Here is a 17,563-nt window from a genome sequence, read left to right on the forward strand (position 1 = left end):
TTCGTCGGGCGCCTATCCCAGCGGTTTCTCGAAGATCAGCGCCGGCAACCCCGAACCGCCGCCGCAATCGGCGGTGCTGCCGACCGGCAAAAATCCCTTCGAACGGTAGAAGGCGATGGCCGGCACGTTGGCCTCTTCCACCTCGACGCGCAACCTGTTCGCCTCGGGAAAGCTGGCTTCGACCTCGTCCAGCAAGGCCTGGCCGATGCCTTGCCGCTGGCAGGCCGGCAGTACATAGAGCTGGTTCAGCAGCACGATCTTCGCATCCGTCGTTGCGGCGGCAAAAGCCATGCCGCCGATACGCTTGCCGTCATCGGCGACCAGGAATTCCGAGTTCGGCCTTGTCAGCCGCGCCTTGAGCGAGGCGATCGAATGCCAGTCGTCGGTAATTTCGATCACCCGCTGGGCGCCATAGATCGCGTCGTAGGTTGCGTGCCAGGTTTCGACCAGCAGCGCGCGGACAGCGGCAAGGTCACGTTCGCTGGCGGTGCGGACGAACATTGTTCTATTCGATACCGAGCTTGGCCTTGACCAGATCGTTGACCGCCTGCGGGTTGGCCTTGCCGCCGGTGGCTTTCATCACCTGGCCGACGAACCAGCCGGCCATGGTCGGCTTGGCGCGAGCCTGCTCGACCTTGTCGGGGTTGGCGGCGATCACCTCGTCGACCGCTTTCTCGATGGCGCCGGTGTCGGTGACCTGCTTCATGCCGCGGCTTTCGACCAACTGGCGCGGATCGCCGCCCTCGTTCCAGACGATCTCGAACAGATCCTTGGCGATCTTGCCGGAGATGGTGCCTTCCTTGATCAGGTCGATCACGGCACCGAGCTGCTCCGGTGTTACAGGAGCATTTTCAATGCCCTTGCCGGCCTTGTTAAGCTGGCCGAGCAGGTCATTGATGACCCAGTTGGCGGCAAGCTTGCCGTCGCGGCCCGAGGCCACCTGCTCGAAATAGTCGGCGATCGGCTTTTCCGACACCAGGATCGAGGCGTCGTAGGTCGACAGGCCAAGTGAAGAGATCAGGCGCGCCTTCTTGTCGTCGGGCAGTTCCGGCAACTCCTTGGCCAGCGCGTCGACATAGGCCTGATCGAATTCCAGCGGCAAAAGGTCGGGATCGGGGAAGTAGCGGTAGTCATGCGCCTCTTCCTTGCTGCGCATCGAGCGCGTCTCGCCTTTGACGGCGTCGAACAGCCTGGTTTCCTGATCGATCTTGCCGCCATCCTCGAGGATGGCGATCTGGCGGCGCGCCTCGAACTCGATGGCCTGGCCGATGAAGCGGATCGAGTTGACGTTCTTGATCTCACAGCGCGTACCGAATTCGCCGCCGGGCTTGCGAACGGAGACGTTGACGTCGGCGCGCATCGAGCCTTCGTCCATGTTGCCGTCGCAAGTGCCGAGATAGCGCACGATGGTGCGCAGCTTGGTGACATACGCCTTGGCCTCGTCGGCGGAGCGCATGTCGGGCTTGGAGACAATCTCCATCAGCGCCACGCCGGAGCGGTTGAGATCGACATAGGACATGGTGGGATGCTGATCGTGCATCGACTTGCCGGCGTCCTGCTCCAGGTGCAGGCGCTCGATGCCGATCTCGATGTCCTCGAACTCGCCCTGCCGGTCGGGACCGACCGAAATGACGATCGTGCCTTCGCCAACGATCGGCTGCTTGAACTGCGATATCTGGTAGCCCTGCGGAAGGTCGGGATAGAAATAGTTTTTCCGGTCGAAAACCGACTTGTGGTTGATCTGCGCCTTCAATCCGAGGCCGGTGCGGATCGCCTGCTTGACGCATTCCTCATTGATGACCGGCAGCATGCCGGGCATGGCCGCGTCGACCAGGCTGACATTGGCGTTGGGCGCCGCGCCGAAAGTCGTCGACGCCCCGGAAAACAGCTTTGCTTCCGAGGTCACCTGCGCATGGACCTCGAGGCCGATGATGATCTCCCAATCGCCGGTAGCGCCGGGAATAAAACGTTTGGCATCGGGCGTGCGGGTATCGATAAGGGTCATGGTGGCCTGCGCTTTTGGCTCGCGAAAACTGCGATTTTCGCGAATTTGGGTATCGGTCTTCGCTAGTGCAAACCGCTTCGCGAGACAAGCGCCCAAAGCAGCGCAGAGCAGTGGGCTGGCCTTTTCAGCCCCTTTCGGCCGCTCGGCAACCGATAGAATGAACGCCGCCGGCCGGTATTCGGTCGGCGGTTTCTTCGTCAGGTCAGGCCGTTGCGATATAGGCCCTGATTTCGTCGGCCTCGCGCTCGACATCCTCGATGCGGCGCTTGACCACGTCGCCGATCGACACGATCCCGTCGAGCAGCCCATCCTTTTCCACCGGCAGATGGCGGAAACGGCCTTTGGTCATGATCTCCATCACCTCGTTGACCGTGTGGTTCTCGTTGCAGATCTTCACTTTCGGCGTCATCGCCGAGCGTACCGTTATATCAAGTGCGGCAGCGCCTTCCCTGGCAACGACCCGCACGATGTCACGCTCGGAAAGGATGCCGACGATCTTGCGATCGCCATTGGTGATGACCAGTGCACCGATCTTGTGGTCGGCCAGGATTCGAATGGCTTCGCTGAGCTTTACATTCGGCCCGAGCGTGAACACGTCATGGCCTTTTCTCTCGAGAATTGCCTTAACCGTCATGGCGTCCTCCTCCTCCTGCTTGGCTAGCCAGCTCCCGCCCTGACCGGCTTCACATAAGAGTGAACATCGTGCGCCGTGATCGGTTGCTTTTCAAGTGTGCCAGTGGGGTGTGCCAGTGGGGTGCGCCAATAGAGTGCGCTAGTCGGGGGTGCGCTGGTCGTCGGGGATCTCCCATTCAGGCGCCCGCCAGCGCCGGTCGAACCAGCGCAATCCGAAGAAGCCTGCGACGAGGCCGCCAATGTGCGCTTCCCAGGCGATCTGGCCGGGTTCTCCGAGCCCGAGACCGTAAAGGCCGGTGGCGAGATTGATGACCATCCAGGCGCCGAGAAAATTGACGACGCCGCGCATGCGCAAAACCATTGCGATCGGCAGCACGGGACCGGCAAAGGCCGCCCTGCCGGAGGAGCGGTCGGTACGGAACCCGAAGCGAGCCGCCGCACCCATCATGCCCGATATCGCCCCGGAAGCGCCGACCAGCGGTGCTTCGCCATATGGATGGACCGCCCAGAACAGCACCACCGCGGCCAGCCCGGTGGCGGCGAAAAACAAGGCGAACCAGAACCAGCCGAGACGGTTGGCCAGCGGCGACCCGAAGGCGGCCAGCGCAACCATGTTGATGGCAATGTGAGCAACGCCGCCATGCATGAAGGCATAGGTGAAAGGACGGGTGAAGAGGAACCAGTCGAAACCGTATTGGCCGGTGTAGAGGACCGGAATGAAGGCGCCATCGGTGAGCAATGTTATCTGCTGCTCTTCGGTCAGCACATATTGCTGCAGCAGGAAGACGGCGACGCAGATGCCGATCACCGCCAGCACCACCGGTGGCAGGTTGAACACCGGCTCGCGGCGCGGCGGCGGCGCCTCCGCGGTCTGTTCGGTCTCCAGGGGGCCGGCCGGTTCGCTCATATGCTCTGATCCAGGGATTTGCGTGTCGCGAGCATCTAGGCCATGCCCGGACAAATCACAAACTACGAATCACAAAGCGCGAATCACAAACCGCGAATCAAAAAGAAGCCGTCCAAGGTTTCCCTTGAACGGCTGGTCGAGCCCCCTGCTCCCCTAAAACTATTGACCGAAGTGCTGTTGGTCGTCGCGAAACGACCGCTTCTGGAGTGGTTTTGGTGTGCCATGGCGAGCCTGTGCGCGCAACGTAAACCGTTTGTTAACCTTAACGTCCCCGACCCGTGAACAAGTCTTAACGACGCTGGCACGCATCCTGCTCCGGAACGCATGTAGGTCATCGGAGGGCGCCCTTTCTGTTCACCGATGGGACCATCAGACGGCAGAATGCGCGGAGTTTCATAGCATGAACCAGAACGGATCAATCGCGCTGTTCCATTATTGGAATCGCCTGCGTCATGGACGTCCTGCCCCAAAGCGTTCGGAAGTCGAACCGGCCGATATCAAGGCGCTTTTGGCCGACACCTTCATCCTGGAAAGGGATACGCGCGGCGAAGCGGTGTTCCGGCTTGCCGGCACCAGGCTTTGCGCCGGCTACGGCCGCGAACTCAAGGGTTTTTCGTTCCCCTCGCTATGGCGCGAGAAGGACCAGCGGCTGGTGTCGCGCCTCATTCACGGCGTTTTCGAGCAGAAATCCGTGGTGCTGATCACTTATGAGGGGTTCAGCCGCAGCGGCCGGTCCAACCACTTCGAACTGCTTGCGCTGCCGCTCGACGGCGGCGTCGAGAACCCGCGCTGCCTCGGCGTCATCAGCGCCGTGGAAAAGCCGTTCTGGCTGGGCGCCGACCCGATCACCGACGCGCTGATCGACGCCATCCGCGTCATCGCTCCCGACAAGGAACCGATGTTCCTGAAAAACCGTCCGGAAATATCCGTTCCTTCGCTGGCTCCCACCGAACTCGAAGCGGCGGAGACCATCTCGGCGCTCGGTCGGTCGCGCCGTATCCGCCACCTCGTCGTGTTCGACGGCGGGCGCGAGCAATAGTCTCCAAGCCGGCGCTAATCTTAACTATCGGCGACCCACTTTTCTCCTTTGTTAACCTGCTTGGCTGTAGTTTTGGCCGAGATTCCACGCACGACGCGGGAATGCCAACGGGGTGTAGGCAGTCATGAGGTCAGCGGCGGTCGAATACGCACCGTCCCGCGCCGAAAGGCGTAACTTTCAGCGCGTCCGGGTCAAGATCTACGGGCGCTTCATGCTGGAGGACCGCACCGAACACCCTTGCCAGGTCGTCGATATGTCACCGGGCAATGTCGCGTTGCGCACCGAGCGCGTCGGCATGCCGGGCGAAAAAATCATTGCCTATATCGATCATATCGGCCGCATCGAGGGCGTGGTGACGCGCACCTCGCAGGACGGCTTCGCCATGACCGTCATTGCCTCGGATCGCAAGAAGGACAAGCTTGCCGCGCAGTTGACCTGGCTCGCCAACAAGCATGAACTCGACCTGCCGGAAGACCGTCGCCACGAACGCGTGGCGCCGCGCAACCCGACAAGCGTCCTGCAGCTCACCGACGGGCGCCAGTATCAGTGCCGCATCATCGACCTGTCGCTGTCGGGCGCGGCGGTCGAGATCGACGTCAAGCCGGCGCTCGGCATCCAGGTCATGCTGGGCACCATGCGTGGCCAGGTGGTGCGTCATTTCGAGGATGGCGTTGCCATCGAATTCGCCGTCATCCAACGCCCGGAAACGCTCGATTCCGAGTTCAACGCCCCGCGCGCCTGAACGATCGGCAACAAGCAGCAAAAACGAACCGGCCCTGCGCGGCCGGTTTTTTGTTGCCGGCGTTCCGCCTGCCTCTCCAGCTTGTAGCGGCACGCAGCAAATCCACGGCTCCACCCGGAAATCCGCGCCCCGACACCGCGGTTTTACGCCGAGACCCTGAACGATTTTATACTCAAATAGATCAAATTTTACGCGTATTCTATTGAGGTTTTACTCAATGTCTACTTCGGGTTTTTGCGTCAAATAAATCCAACGCTGTCATTGTCTCCTCAAACGGGGAGACTGACGAATGGCAAAGACGTGGGGCAAGCTGTTGCTCTTGGCAATGGCGATGCAGCTTTCCGCTTGGGGAACGGCGCAAGCAGCAGGACCGGCCTACATGCACACTGGCGGCCGCACGACACAGCCGGTCGGTCACTACGAATTCTGCCAGAAGCTGCCGCAGGAATGCGCTCAGCGCACGCCGAAGCAGGCGCCCGTCGAACTGACGCGCAAGCTGTGGGCGGCGATCGTCGACGTCAACAATTCTGTCAACACCCGGATCGTGCCGCGCACCGATATGGAAATGTGGGGCAAGGAAGAGGTCTGGTCCTATCCCGACAGCGGCTTCGGCGACTGCGAGGACTATGCGCTGGAGAAGCGCCGCGAATTGATGGCGCTTGGCGTTCCCGCCGGCAATCTCTTGATGACCGTAGCGCGCCAACAAAATGGCGACGGCCATGCGGTGCTGACCGTGCGCACCAGCCTCGGCGAGTTCATCCTCGACAATCTGGAGTCCAAGGTGCTGTCCTGGACCGACACCGACTACACCTACCTGAAGCGCCAGTCCGACCAGAATTCCGGCGTGTGGGTGACGATCAACGACGGCCGCGCCGACGCGGTTGCCAGCGTCCGCTAAAACGCCATCACAGAGGTCAAGCACATCGAATAATGCGACGTGCCTAACGAGAAAGCCCGGTCGAGTCCCCACCCTCCCCGTCCCCAACGACCGGGTTTTAAGGAGCCGGCCCCGTCCCCGGGCCGGCTCCACCATTTCAGACCATGATCCCGAGCCGAAGGACCGCGTCAGCGAAAGCGAGAAACGATTTTTGCTGCGCTGACCTGCCGTTCGGAAAAGATGAACGTCAAACATTAATAGAGTTCAGGCCTTCTTCAGCCCGGCCTTGAAGCGCTTGCCATTGGCGACATAGTGCGCGGCCGAGACGCGCAGCCTGGCAACCGCGGCATCGTCCAGCGTCCTGATCACCCGCGCGGGCGAGCCGACGATCAGGCAATTGTTGGGGAACTCCTTGCCCTCGGTGACCAGTGCGCCGGCGCCGACCAGCGAGTTCTTGCCGATCCTGGCGCCGTTGAGCACTATGGCGCCCATGCCGATCAGGCTGTTGTCGCCGATCGTGCAGCCATGCAGCAAGGCGCGGTGGCCGATCGTGCAGCCCGGCCCGATCGTCAGGGGAAAACCGGGATCGGTGTGCATCACCGTATGTTCCTGGACATTGCTGTCGGCGCCGATGACGATCGCCTCGTTGTCGCCGCGGATGACCACGCCAAACCAGAAGCCGGCATTGCGACCGACGCTGATGTCGCCGATCAACGTCGCGTCCGGCGCGATCCAGTTGCTGTCGGGATCCTCGAAACGGGGCGCTTTTCCGTCGATTGCATAGGTCGGCATTTGCAGTCTCCGATTCGTCGCAGGCCGGGACAAACCCTAGAACAATCCTAGGAAAACCGCGTAGCGGTTTCCCCCAGCAATTGCCTCAAGGCAAATACCGCGCCAGCGATTCCACCAAAAGCTGAAGCGCACCAGGAGAGCCAATGCCCCAGGAGGCAATGGCGATCAGCACGATGCCCAGCGTCAGCGCCCAGGCGATCACCGTGCAGCCGCAGGACATCAGCATCAGCGTCGAAATGCGGCCCTCGCGCCGCGCATCGAGCGCATCGTTGGCGAGCATGAACGGCCCGGCGCAAGCGGTCGCGGCCAGCGAGCGCAGGATGTACGCCGGCGACACATAAGGCTCGGCAAAGGCAAGCCGGCGGCCCGCCGCCAGTTCCATCACGGACCCAGTAAGCCCGCAGGCGGTGAGGCCGACGGCGAAAGCGAAGAGAACGGGCAGTAGCAGGCTCATCTTTACCTTCCGTTTACCATGAAATCGCACAGTCGCGTCCAGCGCAGCAAGAGCCATGCCGCGGCATGTGTGCCGCCCAGGGACAGAGGGCGGCGACTATGGGGATTGCGATGAAGCAGGCAGCGACCGCAGAAGAGTTCAACGTCGTCGATTCCGTGCTGATGAAGCGGGTGTTCTATGCTTTTGCCGCATTGGCGCTGCTGTCGCTGGCGATCAGCCTTGGCGGAAAATGGTTCGGCCGCTCGATCGCCATGGCCGGCTACACCGACGACACCACGGTCCACAGGGTAGTGATCGGCAACAATGTCATTGCCGTGCCGGCCAACGCCATCCGCTTCCTGCAGGCGCGGCGCGACGGCATCGCTTCGCGCCTCGACCTCTATCTGCGCTATCCCCAGATGGACGGCTACAGCGAAGCCGCCCGCGACGATTTCAACCACACGGGGGCCGCCAAAAACATCATCTTCCTGTCGTTTGAACCGCAGATGATGTCGCGCGACATGAGCGGCCGTTTCGCGCCGATCTATAGCGCGCTCATCAGCCAGCCCGGCGCGCCCGGCCCCGGCGGCACGACGATTTACGGTTTTACGGAAAAATCAGGCTATCTCAACGAGGTGCTCGCGGTCGCCGGCCGGGCCGGCAAGGACCCGTTCGTCGCCCGCTGCCTGAGCGGACCGAGCGCTGAGGAATCGCTGGCGCCCTGCGAGCGCGACATCCAGGTCGGCGACAGCCTCAGCCTGACCTACCGCTTTCCCCGGGAGTTGCTGGGCAACTGGCCGGCGCTTGACGCCGCTATCGTCGCCGAGGCCACGCGCGTCTTAAAGACCGCACGGTAGCGGCCCTCTGCTTTTGTCATACACGGGCGCGAAGCCGCGCGGACCCGAGGATCCGTTCCATGCCCTTAAGGCAGCGAAGCGGTGCAGAATTACTGTTGGGAAGCAGCAGAGGCAGTTCTGGACCGCCACATTCCTGAGCCGAGGCCCGGAATGTATCCCAGGGTCTCAGCGACGCCGCTGTGCGGCTGCTTCTCCCCGGGATGACGATGGCGCAGGTGGCTGCCGCCAATCGCCGAAGTCCGTAGCCCTCTGGGCTCAGGCCAGATCGATGTCGAGGATCGCCATCGAGAAATTATAGTCGCCGTCGTCCTCGTCCTTGAAGACGATGCCGAGGAACTCGTCGCCGACATAGACCTCGGCCGAATCTTCCTTGCGCGGCCGCGCCTTCACCTCGAGTTTGGGATTCTGGAAGACGCGCTTGAAATAGGCGTCCAGCTTTCTGATTTCGTCCGGCTTCAAAAGTCTTCTCCGATCGTCGGGCTTGCTCGTTGGAACGCGCTTCTGGCACGTCGACAATGGCGATGTAAAGGCAAGCCGGCTGGATAGAACGCGAACCCTGGGGCCGGATGATTTCAGGTCGAATCCAAATCCGCCTCTAAATCAAGGAGGTAGAGCATGATGTCGTCCGAAAACCGCCTCACACTTTTCGGCATCATGCTTCAGAGGCAACGGCGCCGGCAACCGGACTTCAGTCCGGCGCGCCGGGTGTTGCAAATCAGATGTCGAAGCTGACGACCTGGTCCATCGATTGCGACGGCAAAAGCTGGTCCATCTGGCGCGAAGGCTGGTCGCAGCCGGTCTCGCCGACGACGCGGGCCGGTACGCCGGCAACCGTCTTGTTGTGCGGCACCGGCGACAGCACGACCGAGCCTGCCGCGATCTTCGAGCAATGGCCGATCTCGATATTGCCGAGAATCTTGGCGCCGGCGCCGATCAGTACGCCGTAACGGATCTTGGGGTGGCGGTCGCCGCCGGCCTTGCCCGTGCCGCCCAGCGTCACGCCGTGCAGGATCGACACATCGTCCTCGATCACCGCCGTCTCGCCGACGACGAGGCCGGTGGCGTGGTCGATGAAGATGCCCTTGCCGATGCGGGCGGCCGGGTTGATGTCGGTCTGGAACACCGAAGACGAGCGGCTCTGCAGATAGAGGGCGAAATCCTTGCGGCCCTGATTCCACAGCCAATGGGCCAGCCTGTGCGTCTGGATGGCGTGGAAACCCTTGAAATAGAGCACTGGCATGATGAAGCGGTCGCAGGCCGGATCGCGGTCGTAATAGGCCTGGATGTCGACACGCACGATCGACGACCATTCCTTGTCGTCGGCCAGCATCGACTTGAAGGTCTGGCGGATGAGGTCGGAACCGATGTCTTGATGTGCAAGCCGCTCGGCGAGCCGATGGATGACCGCCTCCTCCAGGCTCTCCTGGTTGAGGATTGTCGAATAGAGGAACGCCGCCAGAAGCGGGTCGCGATTGACCGCTTCCATCGCCTCGTCGCGGACCGAACGCCAGATCGGATCGACCGGCTGGACCATTGTGGGGCGGGAAATGCTGATGCTGTTCATCGACGTCTTGTCCTGCGTCCTGGCCGCTTGCCTATTCTCCGGCGGCACATATAAGCCAGATCATAGCACGATTGAACTCAATTTTCCTTAGTGCTCGGTGAAATGGATTTGGTTCACGGAAATTCAAGCCGCCATGGAAAACGAACCCTTGATCGACGCTCCGCTGAAACGCGCGCTCTCCGCGCTCTATCAAGCTCCGGATCGCCACTATCACAACCTCGCCCATATCGAGGCGTTGCTGGCGCTGGCGGACGAATATCGAGCATCGCTGCATGATTCCGGCGCCGTCGAAGCCGCAATCTGGTTCCATGACGCCATCTATGACAGCCGCGCCAAGGACAACGAGGCCAGGAGTGCGGCACTTGCGCAGGACAAACTTGGCGCCCGCACCGATCCGGAGCGCCTCGGCCGCATCGCGGCGATGATCGTCGCCACCGCCACGCATGAACTGCCCAGCCTTCAACCACGGGGCCTCGCCGATGAGAACGCCCTCCGCGACGCAGCGCTTTTCCTCGACATGGACCTGGCGATCCTGGGTGCGTCACCCGGCGCTTTCGACGCCTATGAACAAGCGGTCCGACGCGAATATGGCTGGGTCGAGGAGCCGATGTGGCGCGCCGGCCGCGGCGTGATTCTCAAGACTTTCCTCGCGCGCCAGCATATTTTTCACTCGCAGGAATTCCGCCAGAGGTTCGAGCCCCAGGCCAGGCAAAACATGGCGCGGTCGCTCGAAACGCTCAAACCCTAATCCGGAAAGGTCTCAATGCGCTGCGCATAGGCTTTGAAACCGGCGCGCCGGTAAACCGCTTGCGCGCCAGGGTGATCGAAGGTGTCGGTGTGAAGCCAGACCCTTTGCGGCGCATGCAACCAGACGGCGCGAAGCGCCTGGTCGAGCAGGAATGGCCCAAGCCTGCGGCGGTGGAAGACGGGGATCAGCCCGAAATGAACCAGTTCGACCTCAGGCTGGCCGACGCCGTTGAATTCGCACAGGCCAGCGGCCACGCCCTCGACGCGCAGCACGTGGATATGTGTCGAGGGCAGCGCCAGCAGGCGCTCGAGGTCTTCCGCCGGCATGCGCAGCCGCTGGTCCCATTGCACGGGCTCGCCGACCGCGTGGTAGAGGCTGATATAGTCGGCCACATCAAGTGTTTCACGCGCCACCGTGGCGCCCGATAGCGGGCAGTCGAAAGCCGGCGCCGAATTCGGTTCGCGCATGTCCATATAGGTGACGAGAAGGTCAACCAAAGCGGCACCGCCTCCGGCTGCAAGCCAGACGAAGATCGATCACCTGAAGGCGCCAACGGACTTGGTGGCCGCCCAAACAAAGAACAGGCCGATCACCAACGACAGCCCGTTGAGGATGATACCGACGATGCCGAGGACACGATTGTCGTTTGAACGTCCCAGTGCCATCAAGCCAAAAACCACGCCGGTGATGTGCGCCAGCGGCGCCGCAACGAGAAACACCAGCAGAAAAACCCCGCCGAGGACGTTTTGAGCGGCCAGCGACGCCTCGCCTGGCATCAACGCCAGCGTGACCACCGCCGCAAAATCCATTGCGAACGCCAGCAGGGCCAGGATCACCGAGCGTTTGCCCAAGCTGCTCCGCCCCGCCACGCCGGGCATTGCTATCGTGCTTCTTCCCCATCCGGCCATTACTCGTCCCCGATCAGGTGAAAGCGCCGATCGTCGATGCCATTGCCACAAGCAGCAGGAAGNGCAGGAAGCCAACCGCCAGGGAGCCGCCGTTGAGCAGGATGCCGACGACCCCAAGCACGCGGCTATCGTTCGAACGCACCAGCGCCATCAGCCCGAAAATCAATCCGGCAATATGCGCCAACGGCCCTGCCAGCAGGAAAACCGCCATGAAGAAACCCGTGGCGATGTTCTGGGCACGCTCGGATGCGTGGGTCGGAAGCGCCACCATTGTGGTCAGCGCCATCACACCGGCACCGAAGGCGAGCAGCGCCAGGATGACGGAACGCTTGCCGAACTTGCTTGTCACGACGGCGCCCGGCAGAGCGTCGGCGCTTCTTCCCCATTGTGCCATTGTTTGCCACCCCTCGCCGGCCGCCCAATCCATATCGCCCGAAAATCGCTTACCGGTTAAAGCGGATTTTCGGCATAAAACTCCAAAACCCGCTGCTTGAAGGTCTTGTCGCCCACAGCCAGCATATGGTCGCGGCCGTCTATGTGAAACACCTTGGCGTTCGGCATCAGCGCGGCGAGCTCGTCGGGCGAGCCGCCGATATCGTCTGTCGTCCCGACCGCAATCAGCGTTGGTTGGGCGATGCGCGTCATGTCGTCTTCGCTGAGCAGTTCGCGCGACGTGGCGATGCAGGCGGCCAGCGCGCGGCGGTCGCTGCGCGTCTGATCGGCAAAGGCGCGAAACGAGCGACCGCGCGGATGGCTGGTGGCGGCCGGATCGTTGGCCAGCAGCGCCTCGGCGATCGGATCCCAGTCGCCGACGCCGTCGACCATGCCTATCCCGAGCCCGCCGAAGACAAGCGTCGCCACCTTGTCGGGATCCGACAGTGCCAGGAACGCCGCGATGCGCGCGCCCATCGAATAGCCCATGACATGCGCGCGGCCGATGCCAAGATGGTCGAGCAGGGCCGCCGCGTCCGAGCCCATCTTGGCCGGGGTGTAGTCGGCCTCGTCATAGCTTTTCGACGACGAGCCGTGGCCGCGATTGTCGAAGGCGATGGCGCGATAGCCGGCATCGTTCAGCGTCTTGAACCAGCCGGGCGATACCCAGTTGACATAGTGGCTGGAGGCAAAGCCGTGGATCATCAGCACCGGATCGCCCGCCCCCGACGCCGGCTGGCGGTCGAGGAAGGCGAAGTCGAACCCGTCATGGGAGAAGAATTGCATCGGGAGCGGCTCAGCCGGCGCCGGGCATGGGCGCGTTGCCCTTGTCCGATGGCGGCATGCCGGGGCCGGACACCGTGCCGACGGCCGGATGGCGCAGCAGATCGCCATAGTCGATGCCGTTTTTGGCGGCGGTGCCGGCCTTGAGCTCCAGCACGAAGCGCACTGGCACACCCGGCGAGATGACTGCATCGGACAATGGAGTGCCGTGCTTGACGGCCCGGACCTTGCCGTCCTGTCCAACAAAGATCAGGTCGAGCGGCATCGGCGTGTTGTGCATCCAGAAGCCGACCTGCTTCTGCATCTCGAAGACGAACAGCATGCCATGATTGTCGGCCATATCCTGGCGATACATCAGGCCGGCCTCGCGTTCCGAGTCGGTGTCGGCGACTTCGATCGAAAAGGATTTATCGCCGCCTTTCGTCGCCACGACCAAGGGTGTCGGATCGACGGGAAGGATCATCGCCTGACCGCCGGCGATCGTCTGCTGGGATGCGGTCGGCTGCCCGGAATAGAAGTAAGCGCCTGCGGCTACCGCAACGATGACGCAGAGCGCGCCCGCTGTCAGCCAGTTCCTGTACGCCATTGGAAATCCTCGACCAAAGACCATGATCCCTAAAAGTGGTCTCAGGTATTCGGATAAGATCGTGGTGAAACCAAGAAAAACGCCGTCCTGACTTCCTCAGGAAGGCTCGCGTCCTAATGCGCGACCGGCAAGGTGCCCATATCGGGGTGAATCTCGGCAGCCATGAGGCCCTTGTCACCGCGTCCGAAACGCACCAGCACGACCTGTCCGGGCCTGAGCTCGGTGATGCCATAGCGGCGCAGCGTCTCCATATGGACGAAGACATCCTCGGTGCCCTCGCCGCGCGTCAGAAAGCCGAAGCCCTTGGTGCGGTTGAACCACTTGACCAGCGCCCGCTCGAGCCCGCTTTCCGGCGTCACCGCCACATGGGTGCGCTGTTCCTGCATCTCAGCCGGATGGACCGCGGTGGTGGTGTCCATGGACAGCACCCGGAACGCCTGCAAACCACGGTCGCCATGCTTGACAAGGCACACGACACGCGCGCCCTCCAATGCCGTCTGAAAACCGTCCTTTCGAAGGCAGGTGACATGGAGGAGGATGTCGCCCGAAGAACCGTCATCGGGTAGTATGAAACCGTAGCCCTTGGCCACGTCGAACCATTTGATGGCGCCGGCGATTTCGACAAGGTCGGCGCTATCGCCGCCACTGTCGCGCTTCAGGGCGCCGTCAAGGTTCTCATCCCGCCTCGTGAAAGAGGCCTTATCCCCCATAAGAACGCCCCCTTTTTTCAAGAAAACCGCAAGTGATTCTTGACATTAGATTAACACCGCCGCTTCCGGGGTGTGCAAGACCTGCCGTGCCTTTTTTCACGGTTGAATACAGGAATAGCTGACTTGTTGTTTGCCGGCGTCGCTGCCGGCAGCAATGACGATCCATCAAGGCGGTCAACCGGTCGGCAATTTGCAAGGGATTTTGCCGAAATCGGCAACCACTTGTGTCCGGCGCTTTTGTCGGAGCAATCTGATTTTTCCAAAACCGGTGACCACTTTTCCAGTCCGATGCTCGTTGCCCTTCGGCGGGGTGGACCTTATGTTGCCTCGCAACCCAAACATCCCCGAGGAAATCCCATGCGCTACCTCCACACAATGGTCCGTGTCGCCGACGTCGATGTCTCGCTTGATTTCTACTGCAACAAGCTCGGCCTTAAGGAAGTGCGCCGCTACGAAAACGAGCAGGGCCGCTTCACGCTGATCTTCCTCGCCGCCTCCGAGGATGTAGAAAGCGGCATCACTGAGAAGGCGCCGCTGATCGAACTGACCTACAATTGGGATCCGGAGGAGTACAAGGGCGGCCGCAATTTCGGCCATCTCGCCTATGAGGTCGACGACATCTACGCCACCTGCCAGCATCTGATGGACAATGGCGTCATCATCAACCGGCCGCCGCGCGACGGCAACATGGCCTTCGTCAAGTCGCCGGACGGCATCTCCTTCGAACTGCTGCAGAAGGGCCCGGCCAAGCCCAAGGCCGAGCCGTGGGCATCGATGCCGAACACCGGCACCTGGTAGCGATCACGCATCTTGAGCGAGGCGGCCGCGCCGACAAGCCGGCCGCCTTTGCCATTTCAACCAACGGCACCTATTTACCTGCCTGTCGCGCCAGCCAAGCAAAGCCAGTGCCTCATCCAGGAGAATTCATTTATGCCGACCAGCCGTGCCGATCTCACCACCGCGTATGCCAGCCGCTATTTGCAGCAGTTGTGCAAGCACTGGGCGCACAAATTTCCCGTCGAGTTCGATCCGAACCACGGCACCATCGATCTGTCGCTCGGCCGCACGGTTCTCGATGCCGATGCGGCAGCGCTGCATATCACGGTGTCGACGGATGAAAGCGGATCGCTGGAGCGCATGCAGAGCGTCGTTGCCGATCACATCAAGCGCTTTGCCTTCCGCGAGGAGCTGACTTTCGAGTGGAAGCAGGCTCCGGCGACCTGACCTCAGATCAGGCGCGACGGCGAACACCGGAAGCTAGCAGCCCCCCAGATCCAAATAAAGCTATGGCGTCGCATGGTAGCGACGCCATCTGAACTTTCGGAGCGGCCGATCGATCAGAACTTGTAATTTAGGCCGATCTTGATCGTATGGGCGTCGATCTTCACCCTTGCGTCGTTGCCCTCGATATCTGTCAAACGGACCTTGCCGGAGTCGAAGTACTGGTATTCCAGCTTCGTGGTCCATTTGTCGGCGAAGGCCCATTCGACACCGCCACCGATCGTATAGCCGAAGCGGCCTCCGCTCCTCGATGCGCTGCTGTCCGGGTCGGGCACCCCGTCAAAATCGAAAGTATCGCCATAACTCAATTTGTAGTGAGTCGCCGCCGCGCCGCCCTTGTTGTTTAGCCGAGGCTTAATTACCATCGCGACCGCAACGCAGAAGCGGTTCAAAGCGAACGCGCTATCTGCAGCAGCGCCAGCACCGAGCGCCAGTTGCGCGCGGTGCCGGGCACTTTCAGCACGCGCGGGATGAGATTGGCGAACACCGATTTGCCGAGCCCGTCCGGCGCCTTGAGGTAGAGCACGTCGTCCCTGACCTCGAAGCTTTCCGGGCCGGTGCATTTTTCGGCAAGCCTGGCGATCTCGTCCGCCGTCGGCTGGCGCTCCAGCGTGTAGGCGTGAAGCTTGGTCGGATCGCCGGCGACTTCCGGATAAGGATTCTCCTTCACCAACCGTTCGAACCAGGAGAGATCGCGCACCATGATGCGCGAGTGAAAGCCCCATTTTTTCTCGAACGCCATTTCGATCTGTTTCGCCAGCGTGGCGGCGTCGCCCTTCTTGGTCCGGAACACGACATTGCCGCTCTGCACATAACTGGCGACATCGGTGAAGCCTAGCGCCTCGAATAACGCCCGCAACTCCGCCATCTGGACGATGCGGTTGCCGCCGACATTGATGCCGGAAAACAGTGCGACGAAGACCACCCTTCGCTCTTCGAGCTTCGGGTGGCAGGCTGTACCGCTCATATGATGAACCCGGCCAGGGTCTCGTTGTCGGTGATGTCCTGATAGTGCACGCCCTCGGCCTCGAAATTTGCCCTCAGCAGATCGAAGTTACGCCGGTCTTTGGTTTCGATGCCGATAAGCACAGAGCCGAAATTGCGTGCCGATTTCTTCAGATATTCGAAGCGGGCGATATCATCGTCGGGACCGAGCAGTTCGAGGAAGTCGCGCAGCGCGCCCGGCCGCTGCGGAAAGCGGATGATAAAATATTTCTTCAGCCCCTCGAAGCGCAGCGCCCGCTCCTTCACGTCGGGCAGCCGCTCGAAATCGAAATTGCCGCCCGACACCACCGCGACGATGGTCTTGCCGCGGATTTCCTTGCGCGAAAAATCCTTCAACGCGTCGATCGCCAAGGCACCGGCCGGCTCCAGCACCACACCTTCGATGTTGAGCATCTCGATCATGGTGGCGCAGAGCCGGTTCTCAGGGATCAGCCGCACCGCCTGAGCGGCGAACTCCTTGAGGTGGCGCAACGGCTCGCGGCCGATCTCGGCCACCGCCGCGCCGTCGACGAAATTGTCGACATTGGCGAGCCGGACGCGCTTGCCGCTGGCGAGGCTCTGATGCAGGCTCGGCGCACCGGCCGGTTCGCAAAAGACGTAGCGCGCGTCACGTTGCTGATCGGCGAAATAGTGCGTCACCCCCGCGGCCAGGCCACCGCCGCCGACCGGCAGCATGATGATGTCGGGCATGCGCGCGCCTGGCATCTGGCCGGCGATCTCATAGGCGACCGTCGCCTGCCCCTCGATAATGTCCTTGTGGTCGAAGGGCGGCACCATATGCGCGCCGGAACTTTCGGTGAATTCGAAGGCGGCGCGGTAGCAGTCGTCGAAGAAGTCGCCGACCAGCCTGATCTCGACGAAATCGCCGCCGAACAGCCGCGTCTTGTCGATCTTTTGCTGCGGCGTCGTCACCGGCATGAAGACCACGCCCTTCTTGCCGAAATGGCGGCAGACGAAGGCAAAGCCCTGCGCATGGTTGCCGGCCGAGGCGCAGACGAACAGCTCGGCCTCGTTGCCGGCGGCAAGCGCCTTGCGGAAAAAGTTGAAGGCGCCGCGGATCTTGTAGGAGCGCACCGGCGAAAGATCCTCGCGCTTCAACAGCACCCGAGCCCCCGTCTTCTTCGACAGATAGTCGTTTTCCTGCAGCGGCGTTTCGGGAAAGATCTCGCGGATCGCGGCTGCGGCGGTGGCGACACGGGAGGAGAAACTGTTCATGGCGCCGTCACCTCTGGATCGAATGGTTCGAAGGCGAAGCCTATTG

The 17,563-nt window shown here is 61.9% G+C and carries 23 protein-coding genes; 7 read left to right on the forward strand and 16 right to left on the reverse strand.

Going from position 1 to position 17,563, the window contains the following annotated elements; translation table 11 throughout:
* Positions 1–12: 12 nt before the first annotated feature.
* The 4 genes from X727_RS159385 to X727_RS159370 all read right to left on the reverse strand — a co-directional run bounded on the left by X727_RS159385 (position 13) and on the right by X727_RS159370 (position 3,545).
* Complete coding sequence (locus tag X727_RS159385; RefSeq protein ID WP_023710580.1) at positions 13–501, reverse strand: GNAT family N-acetyltransferase; 489 nt, start codon at positions 499–501, stop codon at positions 13–15.
* 4 nt (positions 502–505) lie between these two features.
* Positions 506–2,005: an Asp-tRNA(Asn)/Glu-tRNA(Gln) amidotransferase subunit GatB gene (gene gatB / locus X727_RS159380; RefSeq protein WP_023688375.1), complete on the reverse strand. Its 1,500-nt coding sequence runs from the start codon at positions 2,003–2,005 to the stop codon at positions 506–508.
* Positions 2,006–2,207: 202 nt separating this feature from the next.
* Positions 2,208–2,639, reverse strand: coding sequence for a CBS domain-containing protein (locus X727_RS159375; protein ID WP_023667498.1), 432 nt, complete (start codon positions 2,637–2,639; stop codon positions 2,208–2,210).
* 138 nt (positions 2,640–2,777) lie between these two features.
* Positions 2,778–3,545 carry a rhomboid family intramembrane serine protease gene (locus tag X727_RS159370; protein ID WP_023667499.1) on the reverse strand — a complete coding sequence of 256 codons (768 nt, stop codon included), beginning with the start codon at positions 3,543–3,545 and terminating at the stop codon, positions 2,778–2,780.
* A 400-nt stretch (positions 3,546–3,945) separates the two neighbouring features.
* Between X727_RS159370 and X727_RS159365 the strand changes: the two genes are divergently transcribed.
* From X727_RS159365 to X727_RS159355, 3 genes are all read left to right on the forward strand, one after another.
* Complete coding sequence (locus tag X727_RS159365; RefSeq protein WP_023833720.1) at positions 3,946–4,584, forward strand: PAS domain-containing protein; 639 nt, start codon at positions 3,946–3,948, stop codon at positions 4,582–4,584.
* A 124-nt stretch (positions 4,585–4,708) separates the two neighbouring features.
* A complete protein-coding gene (locus X727_RS159360) occupies positions 4,709–5,326 on the forward strand; it encodes a PilZ domain-containing protein (RefSeq protein WP_023667501.1) in 618 nt (205 codons plus the stop codon).
* A gap of 289 nt (positions 5,327–5,615) precedes the next feature.
* The gene (locus X727_RS159355; RefSeq protein ID WP_023695381.1) at positions 5,616–6,224 is read left to right on the forward strand and encodes a transglutaminase-like cysteine peptidase; all 609 of its coding nucleotides are present in this window, start codon (positions 5,616–5,618) and stop codon (positions 6,222–6,224) included.
* 243 nt (positions 6,225–6,467) lie between these two features.
* Here X727_RS159355 and X727_RS159350 read toward each other — a convergent pair whose 3' ends face one another.
* Both X727_RS159350 and X727_RS159345 read right to left on the reverse strand, forming a co-directional pair.
* Positions 6,468–6,995: a gamma carbonic anhydrase family protein gene (locus X727_RS159350; RefSeq protein ID WP_023715799.1), complete on the reverse strand. Its 528-nt coding sequence runs from the start codon at positions 6,993–6,995 to the stop codon at positions 6,468–6,470.
* Positions 6,996–7,080: 85 nt separating this feature from the next.
* Entirely contained in the window at positions 7,081–7,449 is a 369-nt protein-coding gene (locus X727_RS159345; RefSeq protein ID WP_023667504.1) for a hypothetical protein, read from the reverse strand.
* A gap of 110 nt (positions 7,450–7,559) precedes the next feature.
* Here X727_RS159345 and X727_RS159340 point away from each other — a divergent pair, with 110 nt between their 5' ends.
* On the forward strand, positions 7,560–8,285 hold the full coding sequence (locus X727_RS159340; protein WP_023667505.1) for a hypothetical protein: 726 nt from the start codon (positions 7,560–7,562) through the stop codon (positions 8,283–8,285).
* Between the two features lie 255 nt (positions 8,286–8,540).
* On the opposite strand, the gene X727_RS159335 is transcribed toward X727_RS159340, so the two are convergent.
* Positions 8,541–8,744, reverse strand: coding sequence for a DUF3126 family protein (locus X727_RS159335; RefSeq protein ID WP_006200852.1), 204 nt, complete (start codon positions 8,742–8,744; stop codon positions 8,541–8,543).
* 256 nt (positions 8,745–9,000) lie between these two features.
* Positions 9,001–9,849: a serine O-acetyltransferase gene (cysE, locus tag X727_RS159330; protein WP_023667506.1), complete on the reverse strand. Its 849-nt coding sequence runs from the start codon at positions 9,847–9,849 to the stop codon at positions 9,001–9,003.
* Positions 9,850–9,982: 133 nt separating this feature from the next.
* On the opposite strand from cysE, the gene X727_RS159325 reads away from it, so the two are divergent.
* On the forward strand, positions 9,983–10,597 hold the full coding sequence (locus X727_RS159325) for a hypothetical protein (protein WP_023667507.1): 615 nt from the start codon (positions 9,983–9,985) through the stop codon (positions 10,595–10,597).
* On the opposite strand, the gene X727_RS159320 is transcribed toward X727_RS159325, so the two are convergent.
* The 5 genes from X727_RS159320 to X727_RS0133390 form a co-directional block, all read right to left on the reverse strand.
* Positions 10,594–11,094, reverse strand: a complete 501-nt coding sequence (locus tag X727_RS159320; protein WP_023667508.1) for a GNAT family N-acetyltransferase — start codon at positions 11,092–11,094, stop codon at positions 10,594–10,596. The genes X727_RS159325 and X727_RS159320 overlap by 4 nt on opposite strands.
* Positions 11,095–11,133: 39 nt before the next feature.
* Positions 11,134–11,448 carry a hypothetical protein gene (locus X727_RS159315; RefSeq protein WP_023667509.1) on the reverse strand — a complete coding sequence of 105 codons (315 nt, stop codon included), beginning with the start codon at positions 11,446–11,448 and terminating at the stop codon, positions 11,134–11,136.
* A 507-nt stretch (positions 11,449–11,955) separates the two neighbouring features.
* The gene (locus tag X727_RS159305) at positions 11,956–12,723 is read right to left on the reverse strand and encodes an alpha/beta hydrolase (RefSeq protein ID WP_023681517.1); all 768 of its coding nucleotides are present in this window, start codon (positions 12,721–12,723) and stop codon (positions 11,956–11,958) included.
* Between the two features lie 10 nt (positions 12,724–12,733).
* Positions 12,734–13,306 carry a DUF192 domain-containing protein gene (locus X727_RS159300; protein WP_023833722.1) on the reverse strand — a complete coding sequence of 191 codons (573 nt, stop codon included), beginning with the start codon at positions 13,304–13,306 and terminating at the stop codon, positions 12,734–12,736.
* 113 nt (positions 13,307–13,419) lie between these two features.
* Positions 13,420–14,016 (reverse strand): cold-shock protein, encoded by a 597-nt coding sequence (locus tag X727_RS0133390; RefSeq protein WP_031203973.1) that lies wholly within the window; start codon positions 14,014–14,016, stop codon positions 13,420–13,422.
* Positions 14,017–14,373: 357 nt separating this feature from the next.
* Between X727_RS0133390 and X727_RS159295 the strand changes: the two genes are divergently transcribed.
* Together X727_RS159295 and X727_RS159290 are read left to right on the forward strand one after the other, a co-directional pair.
* On the forward strand, positions 14,374–14,814 hold the full coding sequence (locus X727_RS159295) for a VOC family protein (protein WP_023667513.1): 441 nt from the start codon (positions 14,374–14,376) through the stop codon (positions 14,812–14,814).
* Positions 14,815–14,946: 132 nt separating this feature from the next.
* Entirely contained in the window at positions 14,947–15,240 is a 294-nt protein-coding gene (locus X727_RS159290; RefSeq protein WP_023695391.1) for a DUF2218 domain-containing protein, read from the forward strand.
* Between the two features lie 113 nt (positions 15,241–15,353).
* On the opposite strand, the gene X727_RS24245 is transcribed toward X727_RS159290, so the two are convergent.
* The 3 genes from X727_RS24245 to ilvA are packed head-to-tail and all read right to left on the reverse strand — an operon-like array spanning position 15,354 to position 17,517.
* A complete protein-coding gene (locus tag X727_RS24245; protein WP_031203975.1) occupies positions 15,354–15,689 on the reverse strand; it encodes an outer membrane beta-barrel protein in 336 nt (111 codons plus the stop codon).
* Positions 15,686–16,264 carry a DUF1697 domain-containing protein gene (locus X727_RS159285; RefSeq protein WP_023828646.1) on the reverse strand — a complete coding sequence of 193 codons (579 nt, stop codon included), beginning with the start codon at positions 16,262–16,264 and terminating at the stop codon, positions 15,686–15,688. Before X727_RS159285 ends, X727_RS24245 begins: the two co-directional genes overlap by 4 nt.
* On the reverse strand, positions 16,261–17,517 hold the full coding sequence (ilvA, locus tag X727_RS159280) for a threonine ammonia-lyase IlvA (RefSeq protein WP_023725751.1): 1,257 nt from the start codon (positions 17,515–17,517) through the stop codon (positions 16,261–16,263). The genes X727_RS159285 and ilvA overlap by 4 nt, the downstream gene beginning before the upstream one ends.
* Positions 17,518–17,563: the final 46 nt, after the last annotated feature.

The organism is Mesorhizobium sp. L103C105A0, from assembly GCF_000502215.1.
Classification (GTDB): domain Bacteria; phylum Pseudomonadota; class Alphaproteobacteria; order Rhizobiales; family Rhizobiaceae; genus Mesorhizobium.

Coding starts and splice junctions, on each gene's coding strand:
- X727_RS159385 (WP_023710580.1), bottom strand. CDS start 501: ATGTTCGTCCGCACCGCCAGCGAACGTGACCTTGCCGCTGTCCGCGCG.
- gatB (WP_023688375.1), bottom strand. CDS start 2,005: ATGACCCTTATCGATACCCGCACGCCCGATGCCAAACGTTTTATTCCC.
- X727_RS159375 (WP_023667498.1), bottom strand. CDS start 2,639: ATGACGGTTAAGGCAATTCTCGAGAGAAAAGGCCATGACGTGTTCACG.
- X727_RS159370 (WP_023667499.1), bottom strand. CDS start 3,545: ATGAGCGAACCGGCCGGCCCCCTGGAGACCGAACAGACCGCGGAGGCG.
- X727_RS159365 (WP_023833720.1), top strand. CDS start 3,946: ATGAACCAGAACGGATCAATCGCGCTGTTCCATTATTGGAATCGCCTG.
- X727_RS159360 (WP_023667501.1), top strand. CDS start 4,709: ATGAGGTCAGCGGCGGTCGAATACGCACCGTCCCGCGCCGAAAGGCGT.
- X727_RS159355 (WP_023695381.1), top strand. CDS start 5,616: ATGGCAAAGACGTGGGGCAAGCTGTTGCTCTTGGCAATGGCGATGCAG.
- X727_RS159350 (WP_023715799.1), bottom strand. CDS start 6,995: ATGCCGACCTATGCAATCGACGGAAAAGCGCCCCGTTTCGAGGATCCC.
- X727_RS159345 (WP_023667504.1), bottom strand. CDS start 7,449: ATGAGCCTGCTACTGCCCGTTCTCTTCGCTTTCGCCGTCGGCCTCACC.
- X727_RS159340 (WP_023667505.1), top strand. CDS start 7,560: ATGAAGCAGGCAGCGACCGCAGAAGAGTTCAACGTCGTCGATTCCGTG.
- cysE (WP_023667506.1), bottom strand. CDS start 9,849: ATGAACAGCATCAGCATTTCCCGCCCCACAATGGTCCAGCCGGTCGAT.
- X727_RS159325 (WP_023667507.1), top strand. CDS start 9,983: ATGGAAAACGAACCCTTGATCGACGCTCCGCTGAAACGCGCGCTCTCC.
- X727_RS159305 (WP_023681517.1), bottom strand. CDS start 12,723: ATGCAATTCTTCTCCCATGACGGGTTCGACTTCGCCTTCCTCGACCGC.
- X727_RS159300 (WP_023833722.1), bottom strand. CDS start 13,306: ATGGCGTACAGGAACTGGCTGACAGCGGGCGCGCTCTGCGTCATCGTT.
- X727_RS0133390 (WP_031203973.1), bottom strand. CDS start 14,016: ATGGGGGATAAGGCCTCTTTCACGAGGCGGGATGAGAACCTTGACGGC.
- X727_RS159295 (WP_023667513.1), top strand. CDS start 14,374: ATGCGCTACCTCCACACAATGGTCCGTGTCGCCGACGTCGATGTCTCG.
- X727_RS159290 (WP_023695391.1), top strand. CDS start 14,947: ATGCCGACCAGCCGTGCCGATCTCACCACCGCGTATGCCAGCCGCTAT.
- X727_RS159285 (WP_023828646.1), bottom strand. CDS start 16,264: ATGAGCGGTACAGCCTGCCACCCGAAGCTCGAAGAGCGAAGGGTGGTC.
- ilvA (WP_023725751.1), bottom strand. CDS start 17,517: ATGAACAGTTTCTCCTCCCGTGTCGCCACCGCCGCAGCCGCGATCCGC.